Origin of the sequence: Caballeronia sp. LZ024, assembly GCF_031451455.1 — a bacterium.
In the GTDB taxonomy this organism is placed as follows: Bacteria; Pseudomonadota; Gammaproteobacteria; order Burkholderiales; family Burkholderiaceae; genus Caballeronia; species Caballeronia telluris.
Genome location: NZ_JARUXL010000001.1, coordinates 3182066 through 3198184 on the forward strand (window position 1 = coordinate 3182066; position 16119 = coordinate 3198184).

The 16119-nt window shown below is 64.1% G+C and carries 13 protein-coding genes; all 13 read right to left on the bottom strand.

Features of this window, described 5'->3' with window-relative positions; genetic code table 11:
- Window positions 1-23 precede the first annotated feature (23 nt).
- Window positions 24-1019 (bottom strand): hypothetical protein, encoded by a 996-nt coding sequence (locus QCE48_RS14395; protein ID WP_309787053.1) that lies wholly within the window; start codon window positions 1017-1019, stop codon window positions 24-26.
- On the bottom strand, window positions 1016-2191 hold the full coding sequence (locus tag QCE48_RS14400) for a hypothetical protein (RefSeq protein WP_309787052.1): 1176 nt from the start codon (window positions 2189-2191) through the stop codon (window positions 1016-1018). The genes QCE48_RS14395 and QCE48_RS14400 overlap by 4 nt, the downstream gene beginning before the upstream one ends.
- Entirely contained in the window at window positions 2188-3051 is an 864-nt protein-coding gene (locus QCE48_RS14405; RefSeq protein ID WP_309787051.1) for a glycosyltransferase, read from the bottom strand. The genes QCE48_RS14400 and QCE48_RS14405 overlap by 4 nt, the downstream gene beginning before the upstream one ends.
- Complete coding sequence (locus QCE48_RS14410; protein ID WP_309787049.1) at window positions 3048-4028, bottom strand: glycosyltransferase family 4 protein; 981 nt, start codon at window positions 4026-4028, stop codon at window positions 3048-3050. Before QCE48_RS14410 ends, QCE48_RS14405 begins: the two co-directional genes overlap by 4 nt.
- Window positions 4025-5101 carry a GNVR domain-containing protein gene (locus QCE48_RS14415; protein ID WP_309787047.1) on the bottom strand — a complete coding sequence of 359 codons (1077 nt, stop codon included), beginning with the start codon at window positions 5099-5101 and terminating at the stop codon, window positions 4025-4027. Before QCE48_RS14415 ends, QCE48_RS14410 begins: the two co-directional genes overlap by 4 nt.
- A gap of 10 nt (window positions 5102-5111) precedes the next feature.
- Window positions 5112-6854 (bottom strand): SLBB domain-containing protein, encoded by a 1743-nt coding sequence (locus QCE48_RS14420; protein ID WP_309787046.1) that lies wholly within the window; start codon window positions 6852-6854, stop codon window positions 5112-5114.
- Between the two features lie 271 nt (window positions 6855-7125).
- On the bottom strand, window positions 7126-8574 hold the full coding sequence (gene wbaP, locus QCE48_RS14425) for an undecaprenyl-phosphate galactose phosphotransferase WbaP (RefSeq protein WP_309794178.1): 1449 nt from the start codon (window positions 8572-8574) through the stop codon (window positions 7126-7128).
- Window positions 8575-8912: 338 nt separating this feature from the next.
- Complete coding sequence (locus QCE48_RS14430; RefSeq protein WP_309787045.1) at window positions 8913-9974, bottom strand: TraB/GumN family protein; 1062 nt, start codon at window positions 9972-9974, stop codon at window positions 8913-8915.
- Window positions 9967-10977, bottom strand: a complete 1011-nt coding sequence (locus QCE48_RS14435; protein ID WP_309787044.1) for a peptide ABC transporter ATP-binding protein — start codon at window positions 10975-10977, stop codon at window positions 9967-9969. Before QCE48_RS14435 ends, QCE48_RS14430 begins: the two co-directional genes overlap by 8 nt.
- The gene (locus tag QCE48_RS14440; protein WP_309787043.1) at window positions 10974-11969 is read right to left on the bottom strand and encodes an ABC transporter ATP-binding protein; all 996 of its coding nucleotides are present in this window, start codon (window positions 11967-11969) and stop codon (window positions 10974-10976) included. Before QCE48_RS14440 ends, QCE48_RS14435 begins: the two co-directional genes overlap by 4 nt.
- Before the next feature lies 1 nt (window position 11970).
- Window positions 11971-12891: an ABC transporter permease subunit gene (locus tag QCE48_RS14445; RefSeq protein WP_309787041.1), complete on the bottom strand. Its 921-nt coding sequence runs from the start codon at window positions 12889-12891 to the stop codon at window positions 11971-11973.
- Window positions 12892-12974: 83 nt separating this feature from the next.
- Window positions 12975-13985, bottom strand: coding sequence for an ABC transporter permease subunit (locus QCE48_RS14450; RefSeq protein WP_309787039.1), 1011 nt, complete (start codon window positions 13983-13985; stop codon window positions 12975-12977).
- A 112-nt stretch (window positions 13986-14097) separates the two neighbouring features.
- Window positions 14098-15729 carry an ABC transporter substrate-binding protein gene (locus QCE48_RS14455; protein WP_309787037.1) on the bottom strand — a complete coding sequence of 544 codons (1632 nt, stop codon included), beginning with the start codon at window positions 15727-15729 and terminating at the stop codon, window positions 14098-14100.
- Window positions 15730-16119: the final 390 nt, after the last annotated feature.

Genomic DNA, 16119 nt, shown 5'->3' on the forward strand with positions numbered 1-16119 from the left:
CGGCCGTCGCGTGCCCGGCCGCGTCACAGTCCATCCGCGAGCATCAGCGCGCATGCCGTCGCCCAGACCGCGAGCGTCCGCAGACGCCGCGGGCCGAGCCGGAACAGGTTGGTCGTCACGAAGTCGATTAGCACCGGAATCGACATCGCGACGGCCGCCGTCGGCGCGAAGCGCAGCGCCAACCCGGCCAACGGAATCGCGAATGCGAGCACGCCCGCGGCCTTCCGCAATTCGCTATCGAAGCGGGCGAAGCGCATCAGGTACGGATAGGCGAGCGAATAGAGCGAACGCATCAGCCGCTCGAACACGGCGAGCGGCGGCGACGCCGCGGCGATGTGCGAGACGATCGTCGCCTGCATGAAGAAGAGTCCCGCACTTGCCCACGGCAAGACCAGAAAAGCGTCGATCGGCGATCCGCCGTTGTGCCCGCCGCCGGCACGGACATGAGTCGCGCGTTGAGTGCGTCCGGGCTTCGGCTGCCGCGCCCAGTCGTCGAAGTGCAGCGCATATAGCACCGCCGCATACGCGATCCCCGGCGTGAAATACACCACGAACGCCATCGCGGGCGAAAGCGCGATCCACACGCAGGCGGCACACGCGAGCGCGCGCGCGCCAATCAGGAACACCACCGCCTGTTTCTTCGCGCCGTACACGACGGGGAAATGCGCGGGCGTCAGCAACGAAGGCGCGACGCCGATCACCCATTTCCACTCGATGTATCGTCCCAGCGCGGCGATCGCGAGCAGCGTCAGCAGCGCCAACCGGGCAGCGGCGAGCATCCGCATCCGGTGCACCGACGCAAAGCCGATGCGAAAGGCGATCGTCGCGCACGTCGTGCCGAAGAATGCAGACGCCGTCTCGACGAAGGCGATGTCCGCGAGTGCGCCGTGCGCGGAAAAAGCGCCGAAGATCGCGAACAACAACTGCGCGGACGCCCAGTTGCCAATCTGGAACGCAAGCAGGTCGCCGTGGACCATCAGCGCCCGCAGAGGCGCTGCGGCCCTTGCGAGGCGCATCATTGCCGCGTGCCGGCGCGGCGCGCGACATACAGCATCGCGGCGCAGATCAGCGTGAGAATCACGATCCGGTCGATCAGGTAGGTGAAGCTCGTGCGCGGCAAGAACACGATCTTGCTAACGATGTCGAAGAGCGCGATCGAGTAGAGCACCGGCAGCCGATATATCGCTCCCGCGAGCGCGAGAAAGAGGCCAATCACGATAGACCCCACCACCAGCGCGCCGACGCCGCCGACCACGAGCAGATCGGCGACATACACGGAGCCCGGGCCCGTCAGCGAGTAAAAGCCGATGCCTTCGAGCGAAGCGAACGCGCGGTCGAGCGTGAGCGGCGCGCCCTGCTCTCCCCAGATGTCGATGCGCTCTTCCGCCGACAAAAGCCCGGGCGCGAACGGTCCGACGAGTCCCGTCATCAGAAAATTGGTGTTGGGAAAGGTCTGATCGATATCCTCGACCTGCCCGACAAGATGCACCGGTCCGCCAGCGGCGATAAAACGCAGCACGCTTTCGGTTCCATCACCGCCGATGTCGTCGCCGCGCAAGAGCGGCAGCACGAAGTAGATGCAGCCCGCGCCGGCCGCGATCATCAGGAGGTGTCGCGCCCGCACGGTCACCTTGCCGCCGACGAGAAGCGCGAACACGAACGGCAGAATCGCCTGACCGACGAAGAAGCGTCCCCAGTGCGTCGCGATCAGGAGGCGCGGCAGCAGAACCGCCAGCGTGACGAGCAGAAAGCGGCGACGCCGAATCTCCTGTTCGTCGACGAAGCGCAGATAGAAGAAATACGTATAGAGATGCGTGTAGAAGAAGATCTGGAACGCATACGGCATGCTGTCGCCCTCGCCGTACGCAACGCCCCAGCGCATCGCGATAAACGCGGCGGAAAGCACCATGCAGACTGGCGAGAGATAGCCGATCACCCGCGCCGACAAGCCAAGTGCGACGTCGCGCTGAACCTCCAGGCGTGGCTTTGCCGCCCTGCTGCGCAGCCACGCCGAGAAGAGCAGGTAAGCCACCACAACCGCCGCCGCCGACAGGCTCAGGTACTCGTACACCTCATCGGTCTGATAGGTGTTGAAGAACCCGATCCGGATCGCCTCGGGCAAGACCCAGAAAATCACCGCTCCGGTGATGAACACCAGCAACGGATTGATGATCCATGAACCCTTCATCATTGTGACGCCGCCACTCTGCCGCGTGCGCGGACGAGGGCATAGAGGCGCCGGCGCACGCCAGCCGGCACGGTTCTGAAAAGCAGGTACAGGAGCGTTACCAAATAGAAGCGCGGACCGCCCTTGAACATCCCGCATCGCGCGGCGGCCATGCGAAACCTGAACTCACGGCTCGCGTATTTCAGACCGCCTCGTCTGCCGTATAACGCCGCCGACACACCCACGCGCACCAGCGGCACCGGCAGGCAGCGATAACGCACGCCTCGTGAAACCCATCGAAGATGGAGTTCGTAGTCTTCGAGCAGAAGCACCGATGTGCTGTAGGCGCCGTGCTGACGAACCACGTCGGTGCGAATCATCATGCTCGGATGACACACGGGATTGCGCAGCTGCAACAGCGCCGCGATCTCGTCTGAATGCTCGGGGCAGACTTTCGTCGCGACGATCTCGCAGCGGTCGACGTCGTAGTCATGCTGCCACGCCGTCACCACGCCGACCTCCGGCGACTCGGCCAGCGCCTTTTTTTGCAGGCGAAAGCGTTCGGGATACGACAGGTCGTCCGCGTCCGCACGCGCAATGAGGTCACAGCGGCACCGCGCGATACCCGCATTGAGCGCGCTCGGCAATCCGAGATTGCGCGACAGACGCACGACCGTCATGAAATCGGCGCCGAGGCGCGCGGAGAATGCCGCCCGCGCCCGAGTGAGGACGAGCTCGAGCGCCTCGCCGATGGGACCGTCCACCGCGACCACGAGCTGATCCGGCAACTCGGTTTGATCGAGCACGTTCGACCAGAGCGATTCGCGAAACAACTGCGGATCGTCCTTGGCATAGACGGCGACCAACACGCATACCGTGCTCATGACCGCCCGCCTTCCCGGGTCTCGGCAACCGTGAGATATTGCCGCGCGATCGCTTCGGGCAAGAACGGCGCCGCAGCCAGATGCAGACCCGGCGCGGCGAGCGCTGCGTCGAGCGCCGCGCGACATTCGTCGTCGGAGAAACTCGGCGACAGCAGGAACGCCGTCTTGTTGACCGCACCGAGAATGACTTCGACAAAACCACCCGAGCCCGTCGTCACGAGGTTGCAGCCCGACACCGCCGCCTCTAGCAGCGAGATGCCGAACGCCTCCGTGTCGCAGCCGGAGAAGAAAACCTTTGTCCGCGCCAACACGTCGATCACTTCGCGCGCGTTCATCGAAGCGACGAAATGCACGCGCGGATGTCGGTTCGCCTGCTGCTTCAGCTCGGCTTCACATTCGCCGGAACCGATCACCATCGCCTCGAGGTTCGGGTCGGCGTCGAGCGCGCTTATCACCGCCGGCAGAAACTCGGACACGCGTTTCACCGGATGCAGACGCCCGACGTACGTGATCAGATTGCGCGGCGCCTGCACGGACGAGGTCGCGCCCCAGCATGCGGGCAGCGGGTTATGCACGGTTGCGGCGCACTGAATGTCGAAGAGCGCAGCGAGATGACGTTGCACATAGGCAGACACCGCGACGAGGCGCGCAGACCGCTGCGCAATCTTGAAGCTGGACAGGATGGCGAGAAACTTGAGGATGCCCTGCGCATCGATTCGCGGAAATCCATGCGCGACACCGATCGCATTGCGAGCCAGCGGACATAAAAAGATCGCCCAGGTGCTGAAAATTTTCAGCACGGATGGGTCGCGCAGGTCCTTCCAGCGACGGAGCATGTCGCTCGGACGTCCGATGATTTCGCTCGGAATGCCGAGGGCGTCAAAGCCGGCGCCGACGTTCGATGCGAACGACTGCAAGCCGCCGACTTCCCGCCCGCCGCTCAGAATCACCCGCCGCACAGATGCGCTGCGGTTCATCGGCGGCCATCCTTTGCGCCGCGTGCGACGGCCCACGCGAGCACGCTCAGGCCGATCCCGATGGCGAATCCCGTGCCGAGCACAATGAGCGCGTGCGGCTTGCTTTTCTTCTGCGGCACCGTCGCGAAATCGACGATTTGCAGCGAGTTGCCATCGCGCGCTTCGTCGATACGCGCCGACGCGAGTTGGGTCGCGAGGAGTTCGAGCAACGCGCTGTTGTATTTGTAGTCGCGGTAGAGGCCGGCGTATTCGTCGCCCGCGGCGGTTTTCGCACCTGCCTGCATTTCCGCGAGCCTGCGCTTCAGGGCGGCGAGTTCGCTCGTCGCGGCAAGCGTCGCGGGATTGGCCTCGCCCGTGACCGAACGCAGCGTTGCCAGCCTGACTTCCTGCGCGGCAATGCTCGCGTTCATCTGCGCGACCATGCCGACGGCGGCTCCGGGGTCCAGTTGCGCCGCCGACGGTGAGACGCCCGACCCGCGCAAGCGCTTCTCGGCACTGGCGAGCTTGGCGCGCGTCTCGTCGACCTGCCGTTCGAAGAACACGCGCCGCTGCCGCGCATCCGTCACGGCAACGCGGCCGAGAAGGCTCGTCAGCGCGTCGATGTAATAGGCCGCCATCTTCGCCGCGCGCTGCGGATCGCGGTCATCGACGCTTACTTCGATCAGTTCACTGCGCGACGACATGGAAACGTTGGTCCGCTTCGCGAGGACTTCGCGCACGTCCTCGGGCAACTTCTTGCCATAGATGCGGCCGAGGTCGAATTTTTCGACGACGGCGTCCGCGATCGAGCGGCTCTTGAGCATTGCCACGTACTGTTCGGCCTCGGTCTTGCTTCCGCTCGACCCGCTCAGTGCACTGAGCGCGTTCAGTTGATTGAAGATGCCGGCTGCCGCCGAGCTGCGCGATTGCACGGGCGGAAAAAACGATGTCTTCGCCGTGTATGTCGGCGACACGACGAGCAGGATCGCCACGGCGGCCGCGATGCCGGCGAGCGGCGGCAACGCCGCGGACCAGCCATCGGCGATCCACGCGCACGCCGACACGACCGGCTTCGGTATGAAAGTCGTATTCACGGAGTCACGCTCAATTGATGAGGAACTTGAGCGCCGCGGCACCCAGACCAAACTGGTAAAGGATGGCGGTGAACTCTTTCGTGGCTTGCCACCAGGTGACGCGTTCGAGATCCTCGGGGACGAACACCGTGTCGCCGGGCAGTGCGTCGAGCGACGAAATCGAGCTGAACCAGCCCTGCTGGTTGGACCGCGTCGTCCCGTTGGCACGCAGGACGAATTCGCCGTTCTTGTGTGCGGTGCGCTGCTCGCCGCCCGCGAGGCCGATGTAGTCGCCGAGACGCGCCGTCGGACGGTACAGATACGAACCCTGGTTGAAGACGCTGCCGTACACACCGACCGTGGTCGGACGCGGCGGAATCATCAGGCGATCGCCGTCTTCCAGCGTGAGCATGGGCAGTGTGATGTCGTCGGGCGCGGTTTCCAGCACGATGCGGCCCGTCGGACGTAACTCGCGCAGCTTCGCCAAGAAGCGCTGGCCTGCTTCGAGCTGCTGCTTCTGGCTTTCCGCGTCGTCCTTGCCATTGGCCTGCAGCGTCGCCCGCGCGGACACGGCACGCTCCATGTCCTGAAGCGCGCGATCGTAGTTGGCTTGCTGCGTGCGGCGCACCGACTCACGGTCCAGTTCGCTGCCGTACAGGAACGCCTGCGGTGTCAGGCCGCCCGCTAGGTCGATCAGCGTGGGCAGGGTCGCCGTACCGGCCACGAGATAGTCGCCGGGACGCGCGACTTCGCCTTCGATGCGTACCCGCCGCATCTGCCTCGCGATTGGCACCATGTAGTCCGCGGTGGAATAGACACGGTAAATGTCGCCCGCCGTGAGGGACTCCGCGCTCTTGGCTTCGAGCGGCGCTTCCTCGACGCCGGTCGTCGCGCGCTCATGCAGCGTCGCAACCGTGATGCGCTCGTGGTCGGCCACCGTGTTGAGTCCGCCCGCGAAGCGAACGAGATCGCGCACATGTTCACCGCGCTTCATTTCGAAGATGCCCGGCGCATTGACGCTGCCGTAGATCGCGACCTGCTGGCCGAGCGGCCCGATGTTCACGATGTCGCCCGGCTGCAGCGAGACATCCCCGGCGCGGTCGCCTGAAAGAAGCAGTTGGTAACCGTCGAAGACCGATACGAGGCGGCCGCTGCGGCGCAGTTCGATATTGCGCATGCTGCCGCCCGAATCCGGCCCGCCGGCCTCGACGAGCACGTTCAGCAGCGTCGCGAGGCTGTTGACCACATAGGCGCCCGGCCGCGTCGCGAAACCGGTTACGTAAACGGTCACGCCGCGCAGGTGTCCGAGCGATACCGAGAGATCGAAGCTCGCGTAGTAGCGGCTGATTTCCGCGCGAAAGCGGCCCGGCAAGTCACCGTAGCGCGCCCCCGACACAGCGATGCGTCCCACGCGCGGCACGTTCACATAGCCTTCGCGATCCACGACGAGACGCAGGTCGGAATCGACGCTGCCCCAAGTACGCAGCAAGATCTCGTCGCCAACGTTGATCTGGTAATCCGGCGGCACCGCGTTCACCGACGCGCCCGCCAGGCTCGCGCTCGACGCGAAGAAGCCCGCGCCGAAACGCTGGAGCTTCCTGCCCGTCGCCTGCGCGACGAATTTTTCGTACTCGTTCGCCTCGGGCAGCACCATCTTTGCATCGAGCGCCGCGCGTTCCGCCTTGTCGGGAAATAGCGTTTGCGGCGCGGGTGCCGGAGCGCCGGCGGCAGCCACCGCGGGAAGCGGCGGGGCGAGCGCGGCGGGTGAACTCACACGGCTGCTGTCGGACTGGAGGCCAGGCAGCGTGGGAACCGGAGGAACGCTGTCAGCAGCGAGCCACGACGAATCCGCCGCATAGGCGCCTGACGAAGCGGCAAGCGCGAGCCCCAGCACTACGGCAGCGCAAGAGGCGTTGATCCGCGCGCGGCGAGGGCGTGCAGAGAGAAATGGGGTATTGCTTTGGAGCACGAAATTACTCGAGAAGATGACGTGAGTCAGCGCCAAGGCGCCGACGAGAACAATGCGTGGGATGAAGGAAAGCCGGTCAGTAAGCGCCGTCCCGCTTGAGAACGACGCGGACGGTCTTGAACAGAATGGCGATGTCGTACCAGAGCGACCAGTTACGCACGTACCAGGCGTCCAGATAGACGCGTCGGACGTAGTCGGCATCGTTGCGGCCGCTCACTTGCCATAGGCCGGTCAGGCCGGGACGCGCCATCAGGTAGTAGCAGACGTCGTCGCCATAGCGCGAAAGTTCGTCCTGTACGATGGGGCGCGGCCCGACCAGACTCATGTCGCCGCGAAGCACATTCCACAACTGCGGCAATTCGTCCAGGCTCGTGCGGCGCAAGAACGCTCCGATACGGGTGACGCGCGGGTCGTTCTTCAACTTGAAGTCGCGCTCCCATTCGCGCCGCGCCTGCGGATCGCGTTCAAGCAGCTCGGCGAGCACGGCGCCTGCGTCGACGACCATCGAACGGAACTTGTAGCACTTGAATGGCCGCCCATCCTTGCCGATACGCGGATGCCCGTATATCGCGCTGCCGCCGTCGCGCCGCACTTGCCACGCGAGATAGCAAAGCAGCGGCGAAAACATGAGCGAAGCCAGGAGCGCGCCGGTGATATCCAGGCAACGCTTGAAGAACCGGACATGCCAGCGGCTCAGGTTGTCACGGACCTGGAGCAGCAGGACGTCGTGGGACTTGACATAGGTCGCCGCCATTCCGTGCAGCGGCATGCCCGCGACGCCCTTGACCAACACGACGTTCGCCGCATGCGACGACCCGAGCGCGCGCAGCCAGTCGCTGCGCAACGCCGCCTGATCGGGTTCCAGCGCGACCATGACGACCGAACCGGCAAGCAGCGCCACGTCCTGCGGATGCAATGCCGCCGTGTGCGCGCCGAGCGGCAGTCGATTCTCGCCTTCCGGGACGAAGGCGCGAATGCGCAATCCGGTAAGCGGCTCGCTTTGAATCGCCGTTGCGACGTCAAGAGCAAGCCTGCCGCTTCCGATCACGAACAAGTCGCGTTGCCACAGACGCAACTTCAGGAGCACGAGCTTGATGATCAGCCGCCCGACCGGTACGAGGAGCGCCGCGTACAGCCACGCGATCGCGGCGACACTCAGGTACCCGACGTCGCCGTGCAGCGTCAGAAGCGCGAGTTCGCAGCCACCCGCCAGCGCGAGCGCGCCGAATACTTCGCGCAGTTCACGCAACATCGGCTTGCGCCACGTGTAGTGGTGGAGTGAAGCAAAACGCAACATCGCGAGCAGATTGGCGGCCAGGATGGCAACCATCCGGAAGTCGAAGCGCTCCAGGATTTCCGCGTCGGGCCACACACGAAGTTGACCGAGGCCACAGGCGGCGAACGCCAGCGCGAGCGCATCCGATGCCACGAGAGCAACCATGCAGACCGCCGCGCTCACGGTCCCGGGATGAGAATTCGCACGCGGATAGCTGATCCGCGAGATGAGAGTTTTTCCGTGTTCCATGAAGAATTCATTGATCTGTTGTACGAACTGAATTCATCCGGGTGCGTGCATTGAAATGTGAGTCGACGCCAATGAGCCGCGACTAATGCAAGCCTCGGCATTCGGGATGCCCACGTGGATGCCATCTGACAACTCGTTAATTGGTATGACTAAAAATCTGCGTTTTTAGGCATCCAAAGCAACCTCGAGTAGAAGATACAAACAGAACGAATGCCAAGTAATACGTAAAGTCCGAAAAGACGGCAATCGGATTATCTGGTCGCTTTCGACTCTTTAAAGCTTGACATTGGCGGATTCTTATCGATTAATCCGATAACGCCAGAGAAGCCGCGCACGCCTCACCCCGGCTCGACCACAAACCCATGCCGCCGGAGCAATTCGAGCACGCCGCGCTGCCCGCCGAGATGCAGTGCGCCAATCGCCACGAAGAGCGGCTTGTTCGGCGCGGCGAGCGCGAGCATGCGCGTAACGAAGCGCCGATTGCGTTCGTAGACGACGCGGTTATCCACCGAGGCCGCCAACGCCTTCGACCGCGCGAGCTTCTGCCCTTTCGCATCGTCCCAGGCCTTGAGCGCATCGGCGTCGCCGATCCGCCATAGCCGATGCAGTTCCTTCACGTCGGCGACATTCTCCGCCGGCGTCTGCACGAGATCCTGCGAGAGCATTTCACGCTGCTGCGCCGACGTGAGCCGAGTGAATGTCGAGATCTGCTCGTTGAGCGTCTCCAGTCCGACGATCCTTCCCTTCGCCCGCAAATAGACGTTCTGCAATTGCGCCTCGGTGCCGTACTCGCTCAGGAAACCGGCCTTGAGCGTGTCGTAGGTTTCGACCAGCATCGACGCGAGCCAGGGCCGCGTGTGCCGCAACTGCGCGAGCGCGGCCGGGTTGCTCCGCATGCGCGCCTCGACCTGTTTCCACATCGAATCGGGCAGATAGTCGAGCAGACACTCGCTGCGGCACATGCCATAGCGCTGCACGTCTTCCTGCGAGAAGAGCAGATCGTCGGGGGAAATTTCGAGTGCGAGAACCGGCGATGCATCGAGCGCCGCGAGAATCGGCTTGCGAAACGGCTGGTCCGGCGGATAGTCGTTCGCATAGCCGACGTGCAGCGTGCCAAGCACATAGAGCGTCGTTTGACCCTTGGTCGCGACGTAGAACGGCATGCGCGGCGGCTGGGCGCGCACCGGGCCGCTCGCCGTCGTGCCATCGGAGCGGTCGGCACGCGCGGCCGGCGGCAGCGCGCCGCGCGGCGGCGGCACGGCGGCAGGCGGCGTATTGCCCACGGCCCACGCGGCCGTCGAAAGAAACGCCGGCCACGCGCAGCAGAAAGCCAGCACCGCCGCCACTGCGCCAAACGCGAAGCGGCGCGTGATCGTGCGCGCCGCCCGCAATTCAGGCATCGGCTTCCCCCACCTCCTCCGCACGGTGACACGACACATGTCGTCCGTCGACGTAGCGCAGTGCCGGCTCTTCGATGCGGCATCGCTCGATCGCATACGGGCAGCGCTGATGGAACGTGCAGCCCGACGGCGGATTGAGCGGCGACGGCATTTCGCCTTGCAGCTTGATCTTGATCGTGCGGTCTTCCTCGAAGATCGCCGGTGTCGCCGACATCAGCGCGCGTGTGTACGGATGGCGCGGGTGCGCATAAATCGTCTTCTTGTCGCCGAGTTCGGCGACGCCGCCGAAGTACATGACCATCACGTCGTCGGCGATATGTTCGACGACCGACAAGTTGTGCGAGATGAACACGTAGCTCGTGCCGAACTGCGCTTGCAGATCCATGAAGAGATTCAGGATCTGCGCCTGGATCGAGACGTCGAGCGCCGACACCGGTTCATCCGCGACGACGATCTGCGGCTCCAGGATCATCGCCCGCGCGATCGCGACGCGCTGACGCTGTCCGCCCGAGAACATGTGCGGATAACGCGACACATGCTCGGGCCTGAGACCGACAGTGCGCATCATGTGCGCGATGCGCTCGGCGCGTTCGGTGGCATTGAGCTTCGTGTTGATCGCGAGCGGCTCGCCGAGCGTCTGCGCGACCGTCTTGCGCGGATTGAGCGACGCAAACGGGTTCTGGAACACCATCTGCACGCGCTGGCGCAACGCGGCGATCTTCGCGGAATCGGCGCCGGCGACGTCTTCTCCGTCGATCAGGAGCCGCCCGGAAGTCGGCGGCTCGATCATCGTGAGCTGGCGCGCGAGCGTCGACTTGCCGCAGCCCGATTCGCCGACGACCGCGAGCGTCTTGCCGCGCTCCAGCGCAAACGACACGCCGTTGAGCGCCTTCACCGTGCCCTGCGTGAACATGCTGCGCTTGACGCTGTAGTGCTTCGCGAGCTGGTCGGCGGCGAGGACGATGTCCTTGTCTTGAGTGAAATCTTGAGGGACCGCGTTCATCGCGCGCCTCCTGGTGCTGCCACGGACTGCATGTTGAGCGGCTTGATGCAGCGCGCCCGCACGGCCGGGTCGTTCGGGTCGAGCTGGAAGAGCGCCGGACGGCCTTTCCAGCACTCATCGACAGCATACTTGCAGCGCGGCGCAAACAGACAGCCGCTCGGACGATCGTCGCGGCCCGGCACCATGCCCGGCAATGCGGCGAGCCGTTCGGCGCCGCGGCTGTGCTCGGGAATCGCGGCGAGCAGCGCTTCCGTGTACGGATGATGCGGCTCGCTGAAGATCGTCGGCACGTGATTCGTTTCGATGATCTCGCCCGCGTACATCACGGCCACGCGCTGTGCCACTTCAGACACGACCGCGAGATCGTGCGAAATCAGCACGAGCGCCATGCCGCGCTCCTTCTGCAACTGCACGAGCAGTTCCATGATCTGCGCCTGGATCGTGACGTCGAGCGCGGTGGTCGGTTCGTCGGCGATCAAGAGCTTCGGGTTGCACGCGACCGCCATCGCGATCATCACGCGCTGGTTCATGCCGCCCGACATCTGATGCGGAAACGCATCGACGCGGCTCTTCGCATCGGGGATGCCGACCTGATCGAGCAGTTCGAGCGTGCGGCGGTTCAGCGCGTCGCCGCGCAAGCCTTCGTGCAGCTTCAGCACTTCCTTGATCTGATAGCCGACGGTGTAGCTCGGGTTCAGGCTGGAGAGCGCGTCCTGGAACACCATCGCGATGTCCTTGCCGATGATCCGGCGACGTTCGCGCGCCGACGCTTTCAGCAAGTTCTTGCCATCGAAGGTGATTTCGTCGGCGGTGACGACGCCCGGCGCGTCGATCAGGCCCATCAGCGCCATCATCGTGACGCTTTTGCCCGAGCCGGATTCGCCGACCACGCCGACCACTTCGCCGGGCTTCACGCTCAGGTCGATGCGGTCGACCGCCTGCGTGCCGCCGAAGCGCACTTCGAGATTGCGGATAGTCAGTAGATCGCTCATGTCATGCCATCCGTTTCAGTTTCGGATCGAGCGCGTCGCGCAGCCCGTCGCCGAGGAGGTTGATGACGAGCACCGAGATCAGGATCGACAGACCCGGCATCGTGACGATCCACCATGCGCTTTCGATGTAGTCGCGCGCCGAGGCGAGCATCGCGCCCCACTCCGCCGCCGGCGGCTGCACGCCGAGGCCGAGAAAGCCGAGCGCGGCGGCATCGAGGATCGCGGAGGAAAAGCCGAGCGTCGCCTGCACGATCAGCGGCGCGGCGCAGTTGGGCAGCACTTGCGAGAACATCAGCCGCACGGTGCCCGCGCCCGCGACGCGCGATGCCGTCACGTATTCCTTCTGCAGTTCGCCGAGCGCCGACGCGCGCGTGAGCCGCACGTAACCCGGCAGCGCGACGATCGCGATCGCGAGCATCGTGTTGACGAGCCCCGGCCCGATGATCGCGACGACGGCCACCGCGAGCAACAGCGACGGCAGCGCGAGCAGCACGTCCATTACGCGCATGATCGGCGTGTCGAGCCAGTGGAAGAACGCGGCGGCGAGGCCGAGCACGACGCCCGGAATCAGCGCGAGCACGACCGACACGAAGCCGATCCAGAACGACAGCCGCGCGCCGTACATCAGTCGCGAGAGGATGTCGCGGCCGGCTTCGTCGGTGCCGAGCAGGAACTGGCGGTTGCCGCCTTCGAGCCACGCGGGCGGGATTTTCACGAAGTCGCGATATTGCTCGATCGGGCTGTGCGGCGCGATCAGCGGCGCGAAGATCGCGATGAAGATCAGCATGAGCACGATCGCGCCAGACACGACGGCGCCGCGATTGCGCGAGAAGTTCGCCCAGAACTCGCGGCCCGCGACGAGGCGTCCGCTCGGCGGCGGCGTGACCGCTTGTGGGGGGAGATTGTTTTGGATGTCGGCCATCATGCCTCCTGCCGAGCCGCCTCAAAGGAGGCATGCGCCCCCTTGGGGGGTAGCGAACGAATGTGAGCTTGGGGGTACATGTTTTATCTCGTGTGGCGAATGCGCGGATTCAGCACGCCATACAACAAATCGACGACGAGATTCACCAGAATCACGAGCGTCGCGATCATCAGAATGCCGCCTTGCACGACCGGATAATCGCGCCGGGAGATCGCGTCGATCAGCCATTTGCCGACGCCCGGCCACGAGAACAGCGTCTCGGTCAGCACCGCGCCCGCGAGCAGCGTGCCGACCTGCAGTCCGATCACGGTGACAACGGGAATCAGCGCATTACGCAGCGCATGCACGACCACGATCCGCGCGGGCGCGAGACCCTTGGCGCGCGCGGTGCGGATGTAGTCCTCGCGCAGCACTTCGAGCATCGACGAGCGCGTCATGCGCGCCACCACGGCAAGCGGAATCGTACCGAGCACGATGGTCGGCAGGATCAGGTGGCTCACGGCCGACTTGAACGCGCCTTCGTCGCTGGAAAAGAGCGCGTCCCACAGCATGAAGCCCGTGACGTGCGGAATGTCGTATTCGACCGCGATGCGGCCCGACACCGGCGTCCAGCCGAGCTTCGCGGAAAAGAACATGATGAGGATCAAGCCCCACCAGAAGATCGGCATCGAATAGCCGGTGAGCGCGGTGCCCATCACGCCGTGATCGACGACCGTGCCGCGTCTCAACGCCGCGATCACGCCCGCCGGCAGGCCAACCACGAGCGCGAAGATCATCGCGCAGATCGACAGCTCGACGGTCGCGGGAAAGCGCGCCATGAATTCGCCCATCACGCTCGTGTTCGTGATGATCGACATGCCGAGGTCGCCCTTCAGCGCATGTCCGACGTAGTGGAAATATTGAAGCGGCAGCGGCTGGTCGAGCCCGAGCCGCTTCATGGCTTCGGCGTGCGCGGCCGGGTCCACGCCGCGCTCGCCCATCATCACTTCGATGGGATCGCCCGGGATCAGGTGGATGAGTGCGAACGCGAGGATCGTGATGCCGATGAACGTCGGAATCACCATCCCTATGCGCCGCAAAACGAATCGGAACATGGTCGTCTCTTTGGGGAGGAAAAATGCGAACGGCGACGCGGGCTCGTGACCCTTGTCGCCGGACCTTTTCGACTAGTTATGAGTTAGTGCAAAAAGCGTACCGCTTGCCAGCTTACTGCACGCCGACGCCGTCGAAACGGACGTAGCCGAGCGGCTCGATCTTCATGCCCGTCACCTTCTTGCTGACCGGCTGGTAGACGGTCGAGTGCGCGATTGGCGAGAACGGCAGTTGCTGGCCGAAGATCTGCTGCGCGTCGGTGTACGCCTTCGTGCGCTGCGCGATGTCGTTGGTCACGCGGCCCTTCGCGACGAGGTCGTCGAACGGCTTGTAGCACCACTTCGAGAAGTTGCTGCCCTTCACCGCGTCGCAGCCGAGCAGCGTGCCGAGCCAGTTGTCGGGGTCGCCATTGTCGCCCGTCCAGCCGATGAGCATCGCGTCGTGCTCGCCCGCGTGCGCGCGCTTCAGGTACTCGCCCCATTCATACGAGACGATGTTCGCCTTCACGCCGATCTTTGCCCAGTCCGCCTGGATCATCTCCGCCATCAGACGCGCGTTCGGGTTGTACGCGCGCTGAACCGGCATCGCCCACAGCGTGATCTCGAAGCCGTTCGGGAAGCCTGCCTTCGTCAGCAGTTCCTTCGCCTTCGCGGTGTCGTAGGGTTGCGCCTTCAGGTTCTTGTCGAACGACCATTGCGTCGGCGGCATCGGCGCGGTGGCCGCCTGGCCCGCGCCCTGATACACCGATTCGATGATCGCCTTCTTGTTGATCGCCATGTCGAGCGCGCGGCGCACGTCGGTGTTGCCGAGGTTCTTCTTCGTCACGTTGTAGGCGACGTAGCCCTCGTTGAAGCCCGGCTGCGACGGCGTATCGAGGTTCGATGCGGCCTTCAGCGTCGCGATGTCGCCCGGACGCGGATAGCTCATCACCTGGCATTCGTTGTTCTTCATCTTCTGCACGCGCACGGCGGCGTCCGGCGTGATCGAGAAGATCAGCTTCGACACCTTCACTTCGTTCGGCTTCCAGTAGTCGGGATTGCCGTCGAAGCGGATCGTCGCGTCCTTCGTGTAGCTGCGGAAGATGAACGGGCCCGTGCCGACCGGATACTGGTTGATGTCGGCGGCCTTGCCGTCTTTCAACAGCTTGTCGGTGTATTCGGCCGAGAGGATGGACGCGTATTCCATCGCCAGATTCTGGATGAACGGCGCGTTGACTTCCTTCAGCGTGAACTTGACCGTGTACGAATCGACCTTTTCGACCTTCGTGATGAGCTTGTCGAGGCCCATGTCGGTGAAGTACGGGAACTGCGTCGGGTACGCCTTGCGGAACGGCTGGTTCGGATCGAGCATGCGGTTGAACGTGAAGAGCACGTCATCCGCGTTGAATTCGCGCGTCGGCTTGAAGAAGGACGTCGTCTGGAACTTCACGCCGTGGCGCAGATGGAACGTGTAGGTCAGTCCGTCGGACGAGACGTCCCATTTCTCCGCCAGACCGGGCTCGACTTTCGTGCCGCCGCGCTCGAATTCGACCAGGCGGTTGTACACGGTGAACGTGTTCGCGGCGAAATCGACGCTCGTCGTGTATTGAGCGGGATCGAAGCCGGCCGGGCTGCCTTCCGAGCAATAGACGAGCGTCTTGTTCGGGATGGCGGCGTTCGCGGCGGTCGCGGCAAAGAGCGACGCAGTGACGGCGGCGCCTACGAGCATCGACACGCGAGCGGCTCGCAACAGGCCATTATTTTTCATGTTTCCTCCAGGTTCGGTGCTGGTGTTCCAGCGTGACGCGATATTACTGAGCTTTACCGGCCCGAACAAGGCAGCGGATTTCGCGTGAAATCCGTGGTGGCTGGTTCTGGCGCGGCGAAGTACGGCTTTATGTGCGATGTGAGAAACATACGCGATGAATGCAGTCCGGCTCCGGGTCTTCCGCGCGCGGCGATTTTCCGCGGGAATCTGTAAGGAACGCTTTCTTATCGAAGAAAATCAAGCGCTGCGGGGGCGGATCGACGGGCGAAAAGCGGGCTCGACGGCGAATTCGGGCGCTACCGTAGCACGAACAAATTCAGCGCGCGCAGTTGATTTTTCGAGGATTTTTTCATGTGCGCGCGATTCGATGCGGTTAGGTTATCGACGATG